General features: G+C 32.9%; 16 protein-coding genes and 2 tRNA genes. 7 read left to right on the top strand and 11 right to left on the bottom strand.

Annotated features, from left to right (window positions below):
• Positions 1-92 precede the first annotated feature (92 nt).
• From B0M43_RS09065 to B0M43_RS09035, 7 genes are all read right to left on the bottom strand, one after another.
• Positions 93-656 carry a phosphatase PAP2 family protein gene (locus B0M43_RS09065; protein ID WP_078008614.1) on the bottom strand — a complete coding sequence of 188 codons (564 nt, stop codon included), beginning with the start codon at positions 654-656 and terminating at the stop codon, positions 93-95.
• Positions 656-1,015 carry a twin-arginine translocase TatA/TatE family subunit gene (locus tag B0M43_RS09060; RefSeq protein WP_078008615.1) on the bottom strand — a complete coding sequence of 120 codons (360 nt, stop codon included), beginning with the start codon at positions 1,013-1,015 and terminating at the stop codon, positions 656-658. Before B0M43_RS09060 ends, B0M43_RS09065 begins: the two co-directional genes overlap by 1 nt.
• Positions 1,016-1,118: 103 nt before the next feature.
• The gene (locus B0M43_RS09055; RefSeq protein WP_065452139.1) at positions 1,119-3,356 is read right to left on the bottom strand and encodes a M1 family metallopeptidase; all 2,238 of its coding nucleotides are present in this window, start codon (positions 3,354-3,356) and stop codon (positions 1,119-1,121) included.
• Between the two features lie 66 nt (positions 3,357-3,422).
• Positions 3,423-3,929, bottom strand: a complete 507-nt coding sequence (locus B0M43_RS09050) for a DUF6702 family protein (protein ID WP_078008616.1) — start codon at positions 3,927-3,929, stop codon at positions 3,423-3,425.
• A complete protein-coding gene (locus B0M43_RS09045) occupies positions 3,926-4,684 on the bottom strand; it encodes a hypothetical protein (RefSeq protein ID WP_065452137.1) in 759 nt (252 codons plus the stop codon). Before B0M43_RS09045 ends, B0M43_RS09050 begins: the two co-directional genes overlap by 4 nt.
• Positions 4,674-5,363 carry a carboxypeptidase-like regulatory domain-containing protein gene (locus B0M43_RS09040; RefSeq protein WP_078008617.1) on the bottom strand — a complete coding sequence of 230 codons (690 nt, stop codon included), beginning with the start codon at positions 5,361-5,363 and terminating at the stop codon, positions 4,674-4,676. The genes B0M43_RS09045 and B0M43_RS09040 overlap by 11 nt, the downstream gene beginning before the upstream one ends.
• A 25-nt stretch (positions 5,364-5,388) precedes the next feature.
• Positions 5,389-6,129 (bottom strand): hypothetical protein, encoded by a 741-nt coding sequence (locus tag B0M43_RS09035; RefSeq protein ID WP_078008618.1) that lies wholly within the window; start codon positions 6,127-6,129, stop codon positions 5,389-5,391.
• Between the two features lie 191 nt (positions 6,130-6,320).
• Between B0M43_RS09035 and pepE the strand changes: the two genes are divergently transcribed.
• The gene (gene pepE, locus B0M43_RS09030; protein WP_123921845.1) at positions 6,321-7,028 is read left to right on the top strand and encodes a dipeptidase PepE; all 708 of its coding nucleotides are present in this window, start codon (positions 6,321-6,323) and stop codon (positions 7,026-7,028) included.
• Between the two features lie 155 nt (positions 7,029-7,183).
• On the opposite strand, the gene B0M43_RS09025 is transcribed toward pepE, so the two are convergent.
• Both B0M43_RS09025 and B0M43_RS09020 read right to left on the bottom strand, forming a co-directional pair.
• Positions 7,184-7,256 (bottom strand) — tRNA-Gly (locus tag B0M43_RS09025).
• Positions 7,257-7,362: 106 nt separating this feature from the next.
• A tRNA-Gly gene (locus tag B0M43_RS09020) sits at positions 7,363-7,435 on the bottom strand.
• Between the two features lie 563 nt (positions 7,436-7,998).
• Here B0M43_RS09020 and B0M43_RS09015 point away from each other — a divergent pair.
• On the top strand, positions 7,999-9,585 hold the full coding sequence (locus B0M43_RS09015) for a murein L,D-transpeptidase (protein WP_078008621.1): 1,587 nt from the start codon (positions 7,999-8,001) through the stop codon (positions 9,583-9,585).
• On the opposite strand, the gene B0M43_RS09010 is transcribed toward B0M43_RS09015, so the two are convergent.
• Positions 9,574-10,296, bottom strand: coding sequence for a murein L,D-transpeptidase catalytic domain family protein (locus tag B0M43_RS09010; RefSeq protein ID WP_065452133.1), 723 nt, complete (start codon positions 10,294-10,296; stop codon positions 9,574-9,576). The two genes, B0M43_RS09015 and B0M43_RS09010, sit on opposite strands and share 12 nt — an antisense overlap.
• 681 nt (positions 10,297-10,977) lie before the next feature.
• On the opposite strand from B0M43_RS09010, the gene gpmI reads away from it, so the two are divergent.
• Positions 10,978-12,495: a 2,3-bisphosphoglycerate-independent phosphoglycerate mutase gene (gpmI, locus tag B0M43_RS09005; protein WP_078008622.1), complete on the top strand. Its 1,518-nt coding sequence runs from the start codon at positions 10,978-10,980 to the stop codon at positions 12,493-12,495.
• A 100-nt stretch (positions 12,496-12,595) separates the two neighbouring features.
• Here the strand turns inward: gpmI and B0M43_RS09000 are convergent, their stop codons facing one another.
• Positions 12,596-13,849, bottom strand: a complete 1,254-nt coding sequence (locus B0M43_RS09000) for a DUF445 domain-containing protein (protein WP_078008623.1) — start codon at positions 13,847-13,849, stop codon at positions 12,596-12,598.
• 267 nt (positions 13,850-14,116) lie between these two features.
• On the opposite strand from B0M43_RS09000, the gene map reads away from it, so the two are divergent.
• The 4 genes from map to B0M43_RS08980 all read left to right on the top strand — a co-directional run bounded on the left by map (position 14,117) and on the right by B0M43_RS08980 (position 19,259).
• The gene (map, locus tag B0M43_RS08995) at positions 14,117-14,935 is read left to right on the top strand and encodes a type I methionyl aminopeptidase (RefSeq protein ID WP_078008624.1); all 819 of its coding nucleotides are present in this window, start codon (positions 14,117-14,119) and stop codon (positions 14,933-14,935) included.
• A gap of 63 nt (positions 14,936-14,998) precedes the next feature.
• Positions 14,999-15,373, top strand: coding sequence for a GxxExxY protein (locus B0M43_RS08990; protein ID WP_078008625.1), 375 nt, complete (start codon positions 14,999-15,001; stop codon positions 15,371-15,373).
• Positions 15,374-15,454: 81 nt separating this feature from the next.
• Positions 15,455-16,228 (top strand): class I SAM-dependent methyltransferase, encoded by a 774-nt coding sequence (locus B0M43_RS08985; RefSeq protein ID WP_065452128.1) that lies wholly within the window; start codon positions 15,455-15,457, stop codon positions 16,226-16,228.
• Between the two features lie 127 nt (positions 16,229-16,355).
• A complete protein-coding gene (locus tag B0M43_RS08980) occupies positions 16,356-19,259 on the top strand; it encodes a DEAD/DEAH box helicase (RefSeq protein WP_078008626.1) in 2,904 nt (967 codons plus the stop codon).
• Positions 19,260-19,343: the final 84 nt, after the last annotated feature.

Genomic DNA, 19,343 nt, shown 5'->3' with positions numbered 1-19,343 from the left:
AAATACTTTTATCCAGGGTTTGCCATAAAAGATTGAAACGGATAGCTGAACAAGAGCGACAGCGAACTGACGAAGTAAATAGCTCCTGAAAATTATCCCGGAAAATATTGTGGCTTTAGTTTTCGATAGACTAAATAAATCAAGAACCCGAAAAGTGCTCCAAAGAAATAACCTGTTAAGATATCTCCAGGATAGTGCAATCCTAAATAAATCCTACTATAAGCGAAAATTAATGGCCATAAAAACAAGAATCCTAAATACTTGAAATAGCGCTTTAGAACCAAAAATAAAAAGGTGGCCACTGCCATAGTATTTGCGGCATGTCCTGAGAAAAAGCTATAGGATTTACGCACCTGAACAACACGTATAATCGAATTGATATCAGGATTATTACAAGGACGCAAACGTTGAAAAGTATGTTTAAACAAATTGGTTGTCTGATCTGTAAAAGTGATCAAAATCGCGATAAAAAGTAGTACATACAAGGTTTGCTTTCCTCCTATTTTTTTATAGATGACATAAAACATTAATAAAAAAAGTGGTGTCCAATTTAACTGATTGGTAATAATAAGCCAAAATTTATCGAATGTTTCAGATCCTAAACTGTTAAGGTATACCAATAAATTGATATCTAATTCTTTTATTCTTTCAAGCATTATAATTGGCGTTTTACAGGTCCTGAGATAGAATCGATATCTTCTTTTACTTTATCTATTTCTGTGGCCGTATCACCTAACATGTTTGAAGTTAAATTTGTACTGTCTCCTAATAGATTTGTTTTGGCATCGTTGATCTGAGCATTAATATTACCTGTGATACTATTTAAAGCATTCTGGTCAAGACCATTGGACTCAGCTCCTTTTTGAATTTCACTTTTAATATCATTGGTTGCATTTTTTAGCTGCGCCATTGCTTTACCCATTGTACGCGCAATTTCCGGCACTTTGTCTGAACCAAAAAGCATTAATACTATAAACAATATAAAAACTAGTTCTCCTCCTCCTATACCAAACATATCTTTTATTTTAGTGTGCCACAAAGATATTAAATTTTGTAGCTGTGAGTTTTAAAATTTACTTAAAAAAAAAGACTCTTTTCAGAGTCTTTTAGATTTATTATTAGTCAAATTTAGACTTTACTTCTACTTTTGGCCAGGAATTATTGGTCACATCAATATCAGCAGTCATTAATTTTGGATCTATTTGAATACTTTTTATCGCTTTTGAAGTTGCATAAACTTTCTTTGCGGTATCATTACTTTTTCTCCAGATTTGAGCCGGATACTGGTAATTGTCTTTTGTTCCGTCTTCGTAAGTAATCTCTACCAGAATTGGCATAATCATTCCGCCTGGTTTGTTGAATTCTACTTCATAGAAATATTTAGGCGATTTAAGTTCTGCTTTTTCCTGAGCCGTAAAGGTTTGGCTTACGTAATCAGCCAATGATTTTACATCTTCTACTTTTAAAGCTTTTTTGCTCGAATTATTTACCTCTGCATTATCTCCTGCTACTAAATAAACAAATGGTCCTTTTTCGAAACCAAAGCGTCCTTTTCTAACTTTTACATCTTTAAGATCGGCTGTTGGAGTTTCAGAAACATAATATTGTTTTACATCTTTGATACCGATATCGACAAAATCTGTTGAGTAAAACCACCCTCTAAAAAACCAGTCAAGATCTACGGCAGAAGCATCCTCCATAGTTCTAAAGAAATCTTCAGGGGTTGGGTGTTTGAACTTCCATCTGTTTGCATAGGTTTTAAAAGCATAGTCAAACAGTTCTCTTCCCATTACTACTTCTCTTAAAATATTAAGTCCTGTAGCCGGTTTTCCGTAAGCATTATTTCCAAATTGATGAATCGTTTCAGAGTTGGACATAATAGGTTCTAAAAACTTTTGATCACCACTCATGTAAGGAACGATATTTTTTGCAGGACCACGTCTTGACGGGAAATTAGGATCTAATTCCTGCTCTGCCAAATACTCTAAAAATGAATTCAAACCTTCATCCATCCAGCTCCATTGACGCTCATCAGAGTTTACAATCATTGGGAAAAAAGTATGCCCTACTTCATGAATTACCACACCAATCATTCCGTTTTTAACTTCTTTACTGGTCACTCCGTTTTCGTCAGGACGACCAAAATTCCAACAAATCATTGGATATTCCATACCTTGATCTTCTGCAGAAACTGATACTGCTTTTGGATAAGGATAATCGAATGTGTGTGATGAATAACTTTTTAAGGTATGCGCCACAACCATTGTTGATGTTTCTCCCCAAAGCGGATTTGCTTCTTTCGGATAAAGAGATTCGGCCATAACCACTTTGTTACCAATCTTTACCGCCATTGCATCGTAAATGAATTTTCTTGAAGAAGCAATTCCGAAATCACGAACATTTTTTGCACTAAATTTCCATGTTTTTTTCTTTTCAGAGAAACCTTTCTCCGCTGCTTCAGCTTCTGCCTGCGTTACAATTACAACAGGTTTATCAAATGATTTTTGAGCTTGCTCGTAACGTTTTACCTGTTCTGGTGTAAAAACTTCGCTTCTGTTGGTTAATTCTCCTGTAGCATCTATTACATGATCTGCAGGAACTGTAATGTTTACATCAAAATTTCCAAAAGGTAAAGCAAATTCTCCACTTCCCCAGAACTGCATGTTTTGCCAGCCTTCGACATCGTTATAAACGGCCATTCTTGGGTAAAACTGTGCAATTACGTATAATTTGTTTCCGTCTTTTTCGAAGAATTCATAACCTGAACGTCCGCCTTCTTTTCTGTAATTATTTACATTGTACCACCATTTTATAGCCATTGAAATTTTTTCACCAGGCTTTAAAGGTGTTACAAGATTAATACGCATCATCGTTTCGTTGATGGTGTACGACATTGGACTTCCTTTTGAATCTTTTACAGATTCGATATTAAAACCACGCTCCAGATCTTTTTTTAAATATTTGCTCGAAAAACCTTCAAGTGGAAAAACCTGATTAATTTTTTCGCTTTCGGCCAAAGAGGTCTGAGTTTTTGCTTTTGCCTGATTCTGATCCAACTGAATCCATAAATACTCTAAACTATCAGGTGAATTGTTTGAATAAGTAATAACCTCAGAACCGTTTATTTTTGAATTTTTATCGTCTAATTCAATATCAATTTTATAATCTGCCTGTTGCTGATAATATGCCGGTCCCGGAGCTCCGGAAGCTGTACGAAACATATTGGGTGTTGCTAACAAATCATACATTTGGCTGAATTTGTTCGTATCGTACTTTCCTTGTTGTTTTGGAGTAATTGTTTTTTCCTGAGCAATTAAGATTGCAGGAAAAATCAATAATAATGAAAGCTTTTTCATAAATTTTTAATGGTAATTATATCAGGGTGTGAAAATAACAATTAAAATAATAATTTTAACTATCATTTAGTACTTTAACAATTCTTTCCTTGAAGATTCTGTAAAAAGAACACTCTTTTTGGTGCCAAATGCTGAAATATGTGTAATGTTCTGCTGTTCGGTATTCCAATCTAATAAAATAGTATTTAGAATTTCGATTGTTTTGAATGTATTAATATCTTTTATTCTGGAATAACAAACCAAAACATCGTTTGACTCTACTTCTTTAGATAAAAAAGTAATAGGTTTTGACTGACCGTTTATTTTTATAGTAAAATTTTCAGAAAGATATTTTTTTAATAAATCAATATCAGCCTGAGTCTCTTTATCAGTACCAACGAACGTTTTTTGATGGTATTTCTTTTCCATCCCGTTATTCAAATCATCAATAAAAATTCGGGAAGTAATTTGAATCATCTTCTTTTCGGCAGCATAATTAACCTGAAAAACTCCCATGTAAAATTTATGGAATGAAAATGCTGTGAGCGATAAAAACAGTATTACTATAAAAAAATAAGTTAATCTTTTTTTCATTTCCCGGCAACCTTCACTTTTTTGAATTCCTGATTTTTAGTGATCAGAAAATCCATTAATTCAAACTTTTCTTCTTGTTTTAAATGTTTTTTAGATTCCGGATCTACAGCACAAAACAACAGAAATATATCTACTTCTTCTTTTTTCAATTTTAATGTATCTGTATAAAAATCTGGAGTAAAATTGGCTTTTGCATACATCGTAAAAGCAAAATCGCTCGCTTCTTCTTCCGGCACTACATCAACATCTTTCTTTCTCATTAATTTTTTTGCGTCTTTAAATATTCGCACAAAATCAACTCCATTTTCAATTGTTCCATCGTAAATAAACCTATTTTTTGGAGACGACTTTTCATCATCAACAAATTTAGTATCCACTATAGCCTGACTATTTTTATCAAATGCTTTTACTTTTAAATCTTTATGAACTACTACCTCTTTTAACTGATTACTTACGAGATCCATCTGTATTAAGAAAAGTCTGTCGGCACAATTTTTTTCTGTTAGTACAATTTTTTTAGACTGAAAAGCCATACTTGTGATCAGTAAAGTATCTTTTGGTTTTGCCATAATATCAAACAAACCATTTGAACTGATAAAGGTTCTGATATTGGCATTTAAATTCATTACATAACCACTTTCCAGAGTTATAGAATCATTCACAACTTGTCCATGTAGTGGCTTCCTTGAATTATTTTGTCCAAGCGCAATCTGGCAAAATAAGCACACAACGAGTATTCCTAGTTTATTTTTCATTTTCGAGAATTGTTAGATATTTCCTTGCTAAATCTGTTATTAAAAACATACTCATCGTTTTGTTCTTTGTATCCAAAGATACGGCAAATTCAGCATCATCTACACAATATAATTGAAATCCTTTGATATCTGCCACCGGAATTTTCAATCTTTCCGTATAATAATTCTCATCAAAAAGGTATTCAATTTTCCTGAAAAGCATCTCTTTTTTCTCCACATTTACTTCTTTCTTCAGCATTGCAGTTCGCCCGGAAATTGCGTTAAATAACATATCTCCAGGAGTTGAAGTAGCGGTATAAACTTTTCTTTCGGCCGGGGTGTATTTTTTTTGACCGTACGGAATCACACCTAAATTCTCTGCTGTAATACCCCCATTATCATTTACAATTACTTCTTTCAGTTCTATTTCCTTAGCTGACATTTTGATTATAACAGAAGCTGAATTTAAGTCCACAAATGTAATTCTCCGTTTAAAAGGCTCTAAATTAACAGCCGAAAAAACCAGAACATCACCTTCTCTTACCACAATAGTAAACACACCCGCTGCATTTGATACAGCCGTAACCTGAGTTGTATTATTAATAATATTTACCCCTTCGACATTCGACGATTGTTCAAATATTTGTCCGGTAATTTCTTTTGAAGTATTGTTTTGACCAAAACCAATCTGAACTGTCAATAAAAAAAGTATTATTTGTAAAATCCTATTTATTCTCACGTTCAATTATTTCTTTATATTTTACAGCTAATTCTCCTAATAAGAACTCTGTTGAAGTTTTGTTTTTAGAATTCAAAATTACTGTGAATTTATCGTTTTCGACTGCATAATATTCAAAACCTTTTACATATTCTGCCGGAATTTTCAATCGGTCAATAAAATGCTCCAGCGTGAACATGCGTTCTAAAAGCTTTAAGAAAAACTCTTTTTTCTCAACCGCCAATTCTTTTTTAAGCATTGCCGTACGACCGGAAAGAAAATTCAACAACGGATCTGCAGAAACTGATCCTCCGGCCATACTTCCTGCGTTTGCAGTGGCATTTAATGCAGTTGCAGTATGCAATTTCCTTTCTGCCTCTGTATATGTTTTTTGATTTCCGGGAATAATACCCAAAGCAACAGCATTTATACCATTATAATTCTTAATAACAACTTCTTGCAATTGATGCATTACTACATTAAGTCTCACGGAGAAATTGATATCAGAAAAATTTTCCTGTTGCAACAAAACTCTGTTTTCTTTGAATTGTATCGACGAAAAAACAATTTCATCGCCTGGTTTTGCAGCAATCGAAAAAGCTCCCAAATCATTGGTTGTAGTCATGACCTCTGTTTGTGCATTAATAACATAGACACCTTCTAAGTCGGTACTGTTTGCAGTTATTCGCCCATTAAACGCAGTTCTTTCTTCAGCTTGAGACCAACCGGCCTGAACTGTAACAAACATCAAAACACATATAGCCTTATGAATCAAAATGACAAAAAATTAGAGATTTTCTTAAAGGTGTAAAAATATCTTAATGTATTGCAAATTTAGTATTAAGGACATGGTAAAAATATGTTAATTAAAGTTTATGTACCACCAGTAAAAAGAGACTTTTTAATATCTTTAACCTCATCAATTTGAGTTTAAATTTTATGAAAAGCATTATCATTGCCAGCACTTCTACTCTTCACGAAGGCAGCTACTTAGAGTATTTACTTCCAACATTACAATCTCATTTTAAAGATTGCAAAAGCATTTTATTTATACCATATGCGCGTCCGGGCGGCATTTCGCATGAGGATTATACCAGCAAAGTTTCAGAAGCTTTCGCATCAATAAATATTTCTGTTAAAGGAATTCATGAATTTGAAGATACCGGAGATGCAATCAAAAATGCCGAAGGAATATTTACAGGAGGAGGAAATACTTTTTTACTCGTTACACAATTGTACAAACACAATGTGATGCAAATTCTCGCAGAAACTGTGAAAAACGGAACTCCATATCTGGGAACAAGTGCAGGATCCAATATTTGCGGTTTATCCATGCAAACTACGAATGATATGCCTATCATTTACCCTCCAAGTTTTCAGACCTTGGGACTGATTCCTTTCAACTTAAATCCTCATTATTTAGACCCTGACACGCAATCTAAACATATGGGAGAAACACGCGAAACAAGAATCAAAGAGTTTCATGCTTTTAATGCCATTCCTGTTTTAGGTTTAAGAGAAGGAAGCTGGATTGAAGTAAAAGGTGATAAAATCACTTTAAAAGGAAATTTATCGGCACGTTTGTTTTTACAAAATGAAACGCCGAAAGAATTAAAAACAGAAAGTGATTTAAGTAGCCTAAAATAAAGTTTCCTTTTTAACCATTAAGATATTAAGAAAATTAAGTTCAATTTTAGCAACTAACTTTTCAAATTAAAATATTAAGTTCAGTCCTTAATAAACTTAATATCTTAATGGTAAAAACAAAAAATCCCCAAACAAATTGTTTGAGGATCTTGAAGAGCGAAAGACGAGGCTCGAACTCGCGACAACCAGCTTGGAAGGCTGGAGCTCTACCAACTGAGCTACTTTCGCATTAACAGGGTGCAAATATAAATAATTAAATGGTTTAAAAAAATAAAAAACAATAATTATTTAACTTTGATAAAAAAACCGAAATAATGAAATTCCGGTCTTTTAGAGCGAAAGACGAGGCTCGAACTCGCGACAACCAGCTTGGAAGGCTGGAGCTCTACCAACTGAGCTACTTTCGCATTACTGTGGTGCAAATATAAAAATAAAGTTAAGTTCAAAACAAGCTTTTTCGCAAAAAAATTCAATAAAAAACAACAATAATTTATAAGACATTTAAAACTAAAAAGTTATAACATCATTTTTTTTCAAAAAAACAGCAACATTATTAAATAATAGCACCAAAAAAGCTGAGATCGCCTGACAACTGATTAGTAAAAAATAAAAAAAGCAGACGGTTACCTCTTTCAATACTATAATTAAAAAACCAAAGTAGATTTTTGATTTATATGGCAATAAAAATTTAATAGGAATTATTTCCTTATTCAATAAAATCAATGTTATATTTGCCCAGCAAAATCGGGAACAGATTTCTTTAATGATTGCAATACAAACGCATCGAAAAAAAGATTTTAAAAAAGACTTCAATTATGGATTGCAAAACCTACTGCAATTCAAAAAAGTTGGCCTGATTTTAGCATCAAAACTGCCACAAATGGCTTTTATATAAAAAAATGGAACGCCAACCCAAGGGCAAACTATTAAATAAAAAAAAGAACATTATTTAATGTTTAAAAAACACAGAATGAACAAACTTTACTTCTTATTGGTAATATTACTTTTTGTTGGCTGCAAGAAAGATGCTCCAAAAATCATTCCTGCCGTGGTAAAAAAAACCGCACCAGCTATCATACTTACTGATGAACGAAAAGTAGCAATAGATACTGCACTTATTGGTACTTTTAAAAGCGAAACACTTAAACAGTTTTATAATTCATCTGAAAACAAAACGGTTTGGGGAAACTTAAAAAAGAGAACTTACGTTTTATCTCAATTATCAAAAGCCGAAGAATTAGGCTTAGATCCTGAAGATTACAAAGCCTCTAAGCTAAAAAAGTTCGAAGAAAAAATTGCTTCTTTAAGCGATGCTGATCTTGCAACATACGACATACTGATTACTTATAACTTCGAAAAGTATTTAAATCACCTTTACAAAGGAAAATTAGATCCTAAAAAACTATATAACGATTGGGATTTAGAGGAAAAAACTTTTGATGTAAATAATGTTCTTATAAAAGCTTTTAATAAAAATAAATTAGACAGCGTGGTTGATAACATTCAATCAAAGGCGTATATCTATAAACAGCTTTTAAAGTCACTTGAAATTATTAATACTTTTCCCGATGATGATATCAAAAATATTGAATCTGCAGAAAAAATCACTTTAAACGACACCAATGCAGCCTTGATAAACATCAAAAAAAGACTTATTTACTGGCAAGACATGCCTAAAAAAGACAGTCTGACTAAAATTTATGATCAAAAAACTTTTGAGTCTATAAAGAAATTCCAGGAAAGACATGGCTTAGCTTCTGATGGCGTAATTGGCGCCGGGACCATTAGCGCTTTAAATTATTCTAAAGAAAAAAGAAAGCAACAAATTATCGTCAACTTAGAGCGTTGGAGATGGTATACTAATGATTTAGCCGAAAACTATTTCATCATAAACATTCCGGATTACAGCCTGAATGTAGTCGAGACTCAGGACACTACTTTGGTTCGCAATGTTGTTGTAGGAACCAGTAAAAGAAAAACACCTATTATAACATCTACGCTAAAAACGGTTGTTTTTAATCCTACATGGACCGTTCCGCCAACGATATTAAAAGAAGATGTCGTTCCGGCAATGAAACGAAATCGCAATTACTTAGCCAATAAAAACATTACTATATATGATACTGCCGGAAACGCAGTTGACCCTAACAACTGGAACGAAAACAGACCCGGAAACTATCGTTATGTGCAAAGCCCAGGTTATAATAATGCTTTGGGGTTAATGAAAATTCTATTTCCAAATCATCACAGCGTGTATTTACACGATACCAATCATCGTAACAATTTTGGAAGAAGCAATCGTTCGTTGAGTTCCGGATGTGTGCGTGTGGAGAATCCTCTGGAGTTGGCCGAACATATTTTAAACGATTCAGAGAAATGGTCAAAAGACAGAATCGATACGATCATTGCCTCAAAAAAGACAACGAGTATCAGAATTACAAAAAAATACGCTTTATATCAGTGGTACTGGACGGCATGGAGCAAAAAAAATCAGCTCATTTTCAGAGCTGATATTTATAATCTTGATTCGAATTTGTATGCTAAACTAAGAAATTAATCTTTGTTCCATCGCAAAACTTCTTGACGGATGGTAGATATACAAACACGATTTATTTTTTATTAGTTCTATTATTTCATCCGTCAATTCGACTGGAAGAGCTGGACATCCCTGGCTTCTGCCTAATCTTTTATGATCTCTGATAAAAGATTCAGAAACATAATCGGCACCATGCATTACAACTCCCCTTTGACGGGCATTACTGTTGATTCCGTTTTCTAAACCATCTAAACGCAAAGAAGCTCCGTGTTTTCCCTGATAAATTTCTCCTGTTGCATAAAAACCTAAGCTACTTTTAAAAGATGAATTTGAATTTGAAAAATTCGATGCAAATTCTTCTCCGGTATTTCTTCCGTGAGCAACTAAAGAATTAAACAGGATTGTGTTTGTTGTCAAATCAATTACCCAAAGGCGTTTTGTATTTGATGACAAACTAAAATCAATAACAGTTAAAATATCTTTCTGGATAACTCCTTTTTCTTTTAATAAATAAAACCCTTTTAAGGCCTCAGAAAAAGTTTTAAGCCCTGGCAAATTAAAATTGTTAGAATTTAGCATATGATAAACACTTTCAATTTTTGCTTCGACAGTAAATTTTTCAACTTTAGCAATACTTTTTGTAGTTGCTTCTTTAATTTCGGGAGTGTTATTTGAATCTTTACCAAAAGATAATAGCAAAAACACTAGCAATGGATAAATTTTGTAAATCATTGAATTTCTTTAGGTTAATAAAAAATCTGGGTAGGGCAAAAGTATAAATATTTTTACGCTCTCAAAATATTAGCCTGAAAATCAAGGCTTTTTTGTTGAAATTTTAACATTATTAACATAAAAACATTGTTTCTGTAAGATTTTTTCTTCTGCAAACAATCTTAATAATTATAGCAATTTTCTTAATAAAAACAAAAATTAATGGTAATTCTGAAACTTCTTCTCTAATAAATAAAACAAAAAAGTGTCTGTTTTATTGTAAATTATGACAATTTCATTAAAAAGAAGTGTTTTATTCTCCCGAAAACTATTGTTTTACAAATCAGAAAAAGGGATTAAATAATCTACCGCATTTCTGTAAATCTGCCTTTGTTTATTCTATTAAAAAATGCCTGCAATTTCAAATTTAATCTCTAAATGAATTCCAAAAAACAACATTTCGATTAACCGATAATAGCGGCTTAAAAAAACACTTTTTTGTAAGTATAGATTACATTATCCACTTTAACGCATCTAAAAATAAGATTAGAAAAAGAGCTTACTATGAATTTATTTTAAAAAATAAAGAATTCTTTAATTAATTTATTATATTTTAATACACTTCATTTTATTAAACATAATTGTACAAATGCTTTCGTGCACATTTTAGAAATGACTTATCTTTGTAAAAAACTAAAAATGATGAACAAAAAAGTAATACTTATGATTTTAGACGGGTGGGGAAAATCTCCTGACCCTAAAGTATCTGCAATAGACAATGCAAACGTTCCTTTTATAAACAGCCTCTACCAAAACTACCCAAGTGCACAACTTAGAACCGACGGATTGAATGTTGGTTTACCTGAAGGGCAAATGGGAAACAGTGAAGTAGGCCACATGAACCTGGGTGCAGGAAGAATTGTATATCAGGATTTAGCCAAAATAAACTTAGCTGTAGCACACCAAACACTTGCCAAAGAACAAGTTCTTGTTGATGCTTTTACTTATGCTAAAGAAAACAATAAAAAAGTACATTTTTTAGGATTAGTGTCTGATGGTGGAGTTCACTCTCATACCTCTCACCTACGCGGATTAATTGATGCTTCGCAAGAATACGGCTTAGATCAGGTATACATTCATGCTTTTACAGATGGCCGTGATGTTGACCCTAAATCAGGCGCAAAATACATTCAGGATTTAGAGGAACATATCAAAGATACTCCTGTAAAAATCGCTTCAATCATTGGTCGTTATTATGCGATGGACCGTGATAAACGTTGGGAACGTGTAAAATTAGCTTACGATTTAGTTGTTAATGCAATAGGAACTCCATCTAAAAATGCAGTTGCAAGCATGCTCGACAGTTATTCACACCATGTGACAGATGAATTTATCGAACCAATTGTAATGGTAGATGAACAAGAAAAACCATTAGCTACAATTGTTGAAGGTGACGTGGTGATCTTCTTTAATTTTAGAACCGATAGAGGTCGCGAACTTACAGAAGCACTTTCGCAACACGATTTTCATGAGCAAAACATGCACAAGCTAAACTTGTATTATGTAACACTTACCAATTACGACGAAACGTACCAAAATGTAAAAGTAGTTTACAATAAAGACAACATTACCGAAACTCTTGGTGAGGTACTTGAAAAAGCTGGTAAAAAACAAATTCGTATTGCCGAAACAGAGAAATATCCTCACGTGACATTTTTCTTTTCTGGCGGTAGAGAAACTCCTTTTGAAGGTGAATCCCGTATTTTGAGAAATTCCCCAAAAGTAGCGACTTATGATTTGCAACCAGAAATGAGTGCTTATGAACTTACGGCAGCTCTTGTTCCGGAATTGAACAAAAAAGAAGTTGATTTTGTTTGCCTAAACTTCGCTAACGGAGACATGGTAGGTCATACCGGAATTATGAGCGCGGCTATTCTTGCCTGCGAAGCGGTTGATGCTTGTGTAAAACAAGTGATCGAAGCAGCTCTTGCCAATGATTATACTACAATTGTAATTGCGGATCACGGAAATTGCGAAACAATGATTAATCCTGACGGAAGCCCAAATACAGCTCACACAACGAATCCTGTGCCGATTATTTTGGTTGACAAAGAATTAAAAAATATTCAGAATGGTGTTCTTGGCGACATTGCTCCTACAATTTTAGAACTAATGGGAGTTCAGCAGCCAAATGCAATGACTTGTCATTCATTGTTGTAGAAACACTTATTTTTTAAAAACCATATAAGTGATATAAGTTCATTTAATAAAGCTGCGTAAAGCTTATAATAACTTATATTACTTATATGGTTTTATTTTTTTAAACAAAATAGTGATACGTCCATTCGATGCAATAAATTAGAATCCCTATTAAACCTCCAACAAGAGTCCCGTTGATTCTGATGTATTGAAGATCCTTCCCTATTTCTAATTCTAATTTTTCTGAAACTTCTTTACCGTCCCAGCTTTTTACTGTAGAGGAAATCAAATCTCCAATCACTTTTTTATTGTTTAAAAGAATCGAAAGTAAATCGTTCTTGATAAAATTATTGATCTTATCAATCATTACAGGATCTTCTTTTATTCCATTTCCAAAACCCTGAATCAAATTCGAAATACTATTTTTAATAGCAGACTGATCACCTTTGTCTAAATCGTTCGAAATTGATAGTTTTATTTCATCCCAAATTCCGTTGATATAATCCTGAACTTCTTTTTTACCTGCAAAACTCAAAATCATGTTATTGATCTTGATTCGCATTTCTTCGGAGTTTTTTACTTTATCCAGAAAATCATAAACATATTCGTCTATTTTTATTCTTACTGCGCTTTCCGGATTTTTAGCTTCATGTAAAAACTCCGCCAGTCCATTAAAAACACCTTCAGAAATCTTTTTATCAGCCAGACCAAAACTTAAGAACGGCGTAGATTCTTTCACTTTTTTACGAATCAGATCTTTGTTATTACTCAGTTCTGTACTCATTACATCCAGAAGATTGGTAAGCAATTCATCTTTTACATTTCCTTTTTGCAAAGGCTCTAAAGCCAATGCTACCCAATCTCCAAAATTGATTCCTTCCAGTTTTTCCTTAAATTGATATTGAATAAATCGCTTTATATCTTCATCTTTTATTGTTTTTAAAATTCCCGGAATAATATTCACCGCGACCAGATTGGCAATTTTATTGGCATTTTCGTGTTGTGACAACCAATCTGATGCTTTTGTGGCGAAGTTGAATTCTTCTAATTTAATTTCTAATTTTTCGCGATTCAGAAATTCTTCCGAAACAAAATTCCCGAGATTTTCGCCAATCTCATTTTTCTTGGTCGGTATAATTGCCGTATGCCAAATGGGAATTCCTAACGGATGACGAAATAATGCCACGACAGCAAACCAATCGGCAATTCCCCCCACCATTGCTGCTTCACTAAAAGCCTGCAACATGGGAATTTTAAAATAAATTGCAATGATAAATAAAAGCACTGCAACACCTAAAAGTGCCAAAGCGCTGCCTTTCATTTTATTTAAAGCTTTCTTTTTTAATATATTTTCCTGATCTATAGACGTTTCCATAACTTATTATTTTTTAACACTTACTAATTTACGTTTTTTCTCGCAAATAGTAATTGGAAAAACTAATTGATCTTAATTGTCAGTTCATCACGAATTGCACGAATTGACACTAATTTATAAATTATATTATTATCACTCATTTTAAAACTCAATTTACATTAGTGAAATTCAATTTTAAAGTAATTCTAATTTGTGCCAATTCGTGCCATTCGTGGCGAAAAATTTTAAATAAAAAGTCGTACTTTTGCCAACTGAAAATCCGAAATTATGATTATAGTAAAATCACGTGAAGAAATCGAATTAATGCGCGAAAGTGCTTTGATCGTATCTAAAACATTAGGAATGATTGCTTCTGAAATTAAAGAAGGAGTTACCACATTATATTTAGACAAATTAGCTGAGGAATTTATCCGAGATCACGGTGCTGTACCAAGCTTTTTAGGATTATATGATTTTCCGAATTCACTTTGTATGAGTCCAAACTCACAAGTCGTACACGGAATACCTAATAATACACCTTTGAAAAGCGGTGATGTTATATCTGTAGATTGTGGCGCTTTCAAAAACGGATATCACGGTGATCACGCATATAGTTTCGAAATTGGAGAAGTTGCACCTGAAGTTAAAAAACTTTTGCAGGTTACTAAAGAATCTCTTTACGTAGGAATCAGAGAATTTAAAGCAGGAAATCGTGTTGAAGACGTTGGAAATGCGATTCAGAAATATACTGAAGCTCACGGTTACGGAGTCGTTCGCGAATTGGTAGGACACGGTTTAGGTCAAAAAATGCACGAAGAACCAGAAATGCCTAACTACGGAAAACGTGGTCGCGGAAAACTTTTTGTTGAAGGAATGGTCGTTGCCATTGAGCCAATGATTAATATGGGAACCAAAAACATCAAACAACATAAAGACGGCTGGACAATTACAACCTCTGATGGAAAACCAAGCGCGCATTTCGAACATGATGTAGCTTTAATTGATGGAAAACCAGAATTGTTATCGACTTTCCAATACATCTACAAAGCTTTAGGAATTGAAAGTACTGAAGAAGATGAATTCAGAAAAGTGCCGTTGGTATTATAACACGAATTTCACGAATTAGCACGAAATAATATTTTGTCGAAATTTCACTGATGATTGATGATGATGAGCGAATTGTATTTAAAAGAAGAATCTTATAAAATTATAGGAATCTGTATGGAAGTCCATAAAATTTTAGGCAAAGGACATAGTGAAAAAGTTTATGGTGATGCTTTGGAATATGAGTTTCAAAAAAATGGCATACCCTATAGCCGCGAATTGAAATACAATATCGCATACAAAGACATTATTTTATCAAGCTATTATTTCGCAGATTTTGTAGTTTTTGATCAAATCATTTTAGAACTAAAAGCAATTGTAGCTCTTTCGACCAGCGAAATAAAACAAACATTAAATTACCTGGCTGCATCAAAAAACAAACTAGGTTTACTAGTAAACTTTGGAGAAGATAGCCTTAAATATAAAAGAATAATACTGTAACCCAAATCTAAGATTCGTGAAATTTCACCGTTACATTAATCCGTGTAAATTTGTGAAATTCGTGTTCAAATCTATTAAACTGTGAAGAAACTTTTTAAACTCGTACTCAATACAATACCGCGTCCATTATTAATTCGTTTGAGCTATGTGGCTCGTCCGGTTTTGGCATTTTCATTAAAAGGAACAAAATATACTGATCCTATTGACGGGAGAAGTTTTAAATCGTTTTTACCTTATGGATATGGAAAACAACGTAACAATGTGCTTTCGCCAAGTACGCTTTCTTTAGAAAGACACCGTTTATTATGGTTGTATTTAAACGATCAGACTGATTTTTTTACAGCTCCAAAAAAAGTATTGCATTTTGCTCCGGAACAAGCTTTTTATAAAAGATTCCGCAAGCAAAAAAACCTTGATTACACGACAACTGACTTATTTTCGCCTTTGGCCGATGTAAAAGCAGACATTTGTAATTTACCTTTTAAAGACAACGAATACGATGTGATTTTGTGCAATCACGTTCTGGAACATATTCCGGACGACACAAAAGCCATGCAGGAATTATTTCGTGTTTTAAAACCAGGCGGAATGGCGATTCTTCAAATTCCACAAGATTTATCGAGAGCGGTAACTTTTGCTGATGATACTATTACAGATCAAAAAGAACGCGCTAAAATATTTGGACAATATGATCACGTTCGTATTTACGGCCGCGATTATTTTGATAAATTAAGAAGCATTGGCTTTATCGTAATCGAAGAAGATTATACCAATAAAATTACACCGGAATTAGTAGAGAAATATTGTTTGGCAAAAGGAGAAATTATTCCGCTTTGCTTCAAACCAGAAAACTAAATCGTTCGGATTTTTCACCATATAAGTGATATAAGTTCATTTAAAAAAGTTTTCAGAATAGCAGTATTTTGAAAACTTTTTTAGTTTAAACCACTTCCCAAATTACAACCAACCTAACCGCCTTATTTTGGATCTTTCAAATTCATTTCAATTTTGTTTTGATATCAGTTTTGAAAAAAATCTGAATCATTATATTCCAACCGCCTACATCGTTGAGAGTACCGATGACATTAAATATTTAAATAAAAAAGCTACTAAAGACGTACTTGAAAGTTTTTTTATTGTTTTTGATCATTTAGATCCTGACACAAAAAAGATATTGACGGTTTGCGAATCTTTAAAGCCTGAGTTTATTTTTAAAAAATTCAGTACAAAAATCAAATCGGCAAAAACAATTGCTGATTTGCAAAAAGATTCCAAAATTGAATTTGCCATTCGTCAGCATCTGCAATTAAACTTAGGTTCTTTTTATAGTCTTATTGTACAAAAACAATTTCCGTTATCCCTAAATATGAGTGCTGAAAAGGATTTTTACAGATCCAGAGTAAACACCAATCCGTTGTATTTTGAACCTCAGATTCAATTTAATAAACATGTCGAAGGAATTACGTATACTTTATCTTTAAAAGAAAACGAAACTTTATTTTCACCAATGAACAGCAGTGTCGAAATACTGCTCGATCAGCCAAGCTGGTTGATTATTGATAAAAAATTAGGACAGTTAAAGGATCTTAATTCTAAAAAACTTACGCCGTTTTTAAAGAAACAGTCAATTGAAATACCTTCAAAATTAGTTGACAATTATTTTAAAAGTTTCATTCCTGAAATAGCAAAAAAAATAGACATCGAAGCTACTGGTTTTGATATTGAACATCGTGATCAAATTATTTCAGGTACGATTCAGCCTGTTTACGATTTCTTTAAAAACTGCTATTACCTCAACCTTTATTTTGATTATAACGGTTATTCATTTGATAGCAGTAAAACTAAAAAAACACATTCGTTTGTTGATTTTAGCGTTGCCAATGAACCTAAAATCATTCAGTTTAAACGCAGTGATGACGAAACTTTATATACAGACAAATTACTTGCACTGGGTTTAATAAAAATCAAAAATGAATTGTTTGGATTAAATTCTGATGCAGAAAATCCTGATCCTTATGTGAATATTCAATTTATTATTGATCGTAAGGAAGAACTGGAAAGTTTAGGATTCACGATTTGTAATTTAAAACTGGAAAGCAAAGAAATCATTACAGAAAACCATACTGTTTCTGCTTCGAAAGAAGAAACAAAAGAAGATTGGTTCGATATCAGAATAGTTATTACGATTGGCGCTTATACTATCAATTTCAGTGAAATTATTCCGAACATAAAAAGTAAAGAAAGACTCTTTTTATTGCCTGACGGAAACTACTTTTTGATTCCGTTAGAATGGCTGAGTAAATATGGTTCGCTGGCCAAGTTGGCCAAAACAGAAAACGGAAATTTACTTTTACGTAAAAGCAATTTTGCCGCTTTGGATGCGATTCCGGAAATCAAAGATGATATCATTCACAAAGCCGAATACGTATCTTCTGATTTATTAAAAGCAGCTTTACGACCTTATCAAATCGATGGCGTAAAATGGCTTTTGGGTCATTTTAACTCTAATTTAGGTGCTTGTCTGGCTGATGATATGGGACTTGGTAAGACATTACAAACTCTTGCTGTTCTTGTTGCCGTACAGGAACAACTGGGATTTACGACTAAAACCACGAATTTTGATTTGTTTCAAAATGAAACTACTATTGAAAGAGAACCTTTAAAAGCTTTGATTGTTTTACCTTCTTCACTGGTTTTTAACTGGTACAATGAAGCGGCAAAATTTACTCCGCATTTTTCAAAAATGCAATATGTAGGCAATGACCGAAAATTATTAGCCAGCAGATTAGCATCAACTGATTTAGTTTTTACCAGCTACAGCATTGTTCACCGTGATATTTCAATTTTAGAAAAATACAATTTCCGGTATTTAATTTTAGACGAAAGTCAGTACATTAAAAATAAAAACTCTAAGATTTTTAAAGCCATTAATAAAATAAATACGGCTCATAAAATTGCCTTAAGCGGTACTCCTATCGAAAATTCACTGGATGATTTATGGTCACAAATGCAATTTATAAATCCGGATATTTTGGGTAGTTATGATTTTTTTGCTCAGAATTTTAAAATTCCGATTGAGAAAAAGCAGGACGAAAATACTTTGTCCGAACTAAAAAACCTCATCCAGCCTTATATTTTAAGACGAACCAAAGAGCAGGTTTTAAAAGATTTACCTGAATTAACCGAGCAGATTTATTATTGCGATATGGATCCTGAACAGGAAAAATTATATGAGAAAGAAAAATCGAAAGCGAGGAACTTTTTACTAAAAACAGACGGATCGAGCCCGGACAAAATTAGTATTATCAATACGCTGATGAAGTTAAGACAACTGAGTAATCACCCAAAAATGGTGGATCAGGAATCTGAAATTGATTCGGGAAAATATAACGCAGTCACTAATTATCTGGAAACTTTAGTAAAAGAGAAACAAAAAGCGATCATTTTTAGTTCGTTTGTGACTAATTTGCATTTTTATACAGATTGGTGTAAGGAAAACAAAATAGACTTTTGTGAGATTACCGGAGAAACTCCTGCCAGTAAAAGAGAACAACAGGTAAAACTATTTCAGGAAAAAGAAAAGCCATTGTTATTCTTTATTTCGCTCAAAGCGGGTGGCGTTGGTTTGAATATTACGAAAGCTTCTTATGTTTTGTTTTTAGATCCGTGGTGGAATCCTTTTGCTGAAAAGCAGGGAGTTGGGCGAGCACACCGAATTGGACAATTGAATAAAGTAAATGTTATCAGGTTTATTTCGAAAAATACGGTTGAAGAAAAAATCATCAAACTACAGGAAAACAAAAAGTTATTATCTGATTCGCTTTTAGAGGAAAGTTATATTAATGACGAAATCGAAGTGAATTTAGAATACATTTTGAGCTCTTAATCAATTTGTTTTCAGAAGCAGTAAAAAATGGCATCTTATTACATTATATAAAATTCTTATATTTACAATCTTACAATTGTAATA

The organism is Flavobacterium sp. KBS0721 (genome assembly GCF_002007065.3).
Classification (GTDB): Bacteria; Bacteroidota; Bacteroidia; order Flavobacteriales; family Flavobacteriaceae; genus Flavobacterium; species Flavobacterium piscis.
This window is presented reverse-complemented; position numbering and strand designations above follow the sequence as displayed.

Bases quoted from the DNA above. Each gene is read 5' to 3' on its own strand.
- B0M43_RS09050 (WP_078008616.1), bottom strand. From the start codon at position 3,929: ATGAAAAAAAGATTAACTTATTTTTTTATAGTAATACTGTTTTTATCG.
- B0M43_RS09035 (WP_078008618.1), bottom strand. From the start codon at position 6,129: ATGTTTGTTACAGTTCAGGCCGGTTGGTCTCAAGCTGAAGAAAGAACT.
- B0M43_RS09015 (WP_078008621.1), top strand. From the start codon at position 7,999: ATGAACAAACTTTACTTCTTATTGGTAATATTACTTTTTGTTGGCTGC.
- B0M43_RS09000 (WP_078008623.1), bottom strand. From the start codon at position 13,849: ATGGAAACGTCTATAGATCAGGAAAATATATTAAAAAAGAAAGCTTTA.
- gpmI (WP_078008622.1), top strand. From the start codon at position 10,978: ATGAACAAAAAAGTAATACTTATGATTTTAGACGGGTGGGGAAAATCT.
- B0M43_RS09065 (WP_078008614.1), bottom strand. From the start codon at position 656: ATGCTTGAAAGAATAAAAGAATTAGATATCAATTTATTGGTATACCTT.
- B0M43_RS09045 (WP_065452137.1), bottom strand. From the start codon at position 4,684: ATGAAAAATAAACTAGGAATACTCGTTGTGTGCTTATTTTGCCAGATT.
- B0M43_RS09055 (WP_065452139.1), bottom strand. From the start codon at position 3,356: ATGAAAAAGCTTTCATTATTATTGATTTTTCCTGCAATCTTAATTGCT.
- map (WP_078008624.1), top strand. From the start codon at position 14,117: ATGATTATAGTAAAATCACGTGAAGAAATCGAATTAATGCGCGAAAGT.
- B0M43_RS09060 (WP_078008615.1), bottom strand. From the start codon at position 1,015: ATGTTTGGTATAGGAGGAGGAGAACTAGTTTTTATATTGTTTATAGTA.
- B0M43_RS09010 (WP_065452133.1), bottom strand. From the start codon at position 10,296: ATGATTTACAAAATTTATCCATTGCTAGTGTTTTTGCTATTATCTTTT.
- pepE (WP_123921845.1), top strand. From the start codon at position 6,321: ATGAAAAGCATTATCATTGCCAGCACTTCTACTCTTCACGAAGGCAGC.
- B0M43_RS08990 (WP_078008625.1), top strand. From the start codon at position 14,999: ATGAGCGAATTGTATTTAAAAGAAGAATCTTATAAAATTATAGGAATC.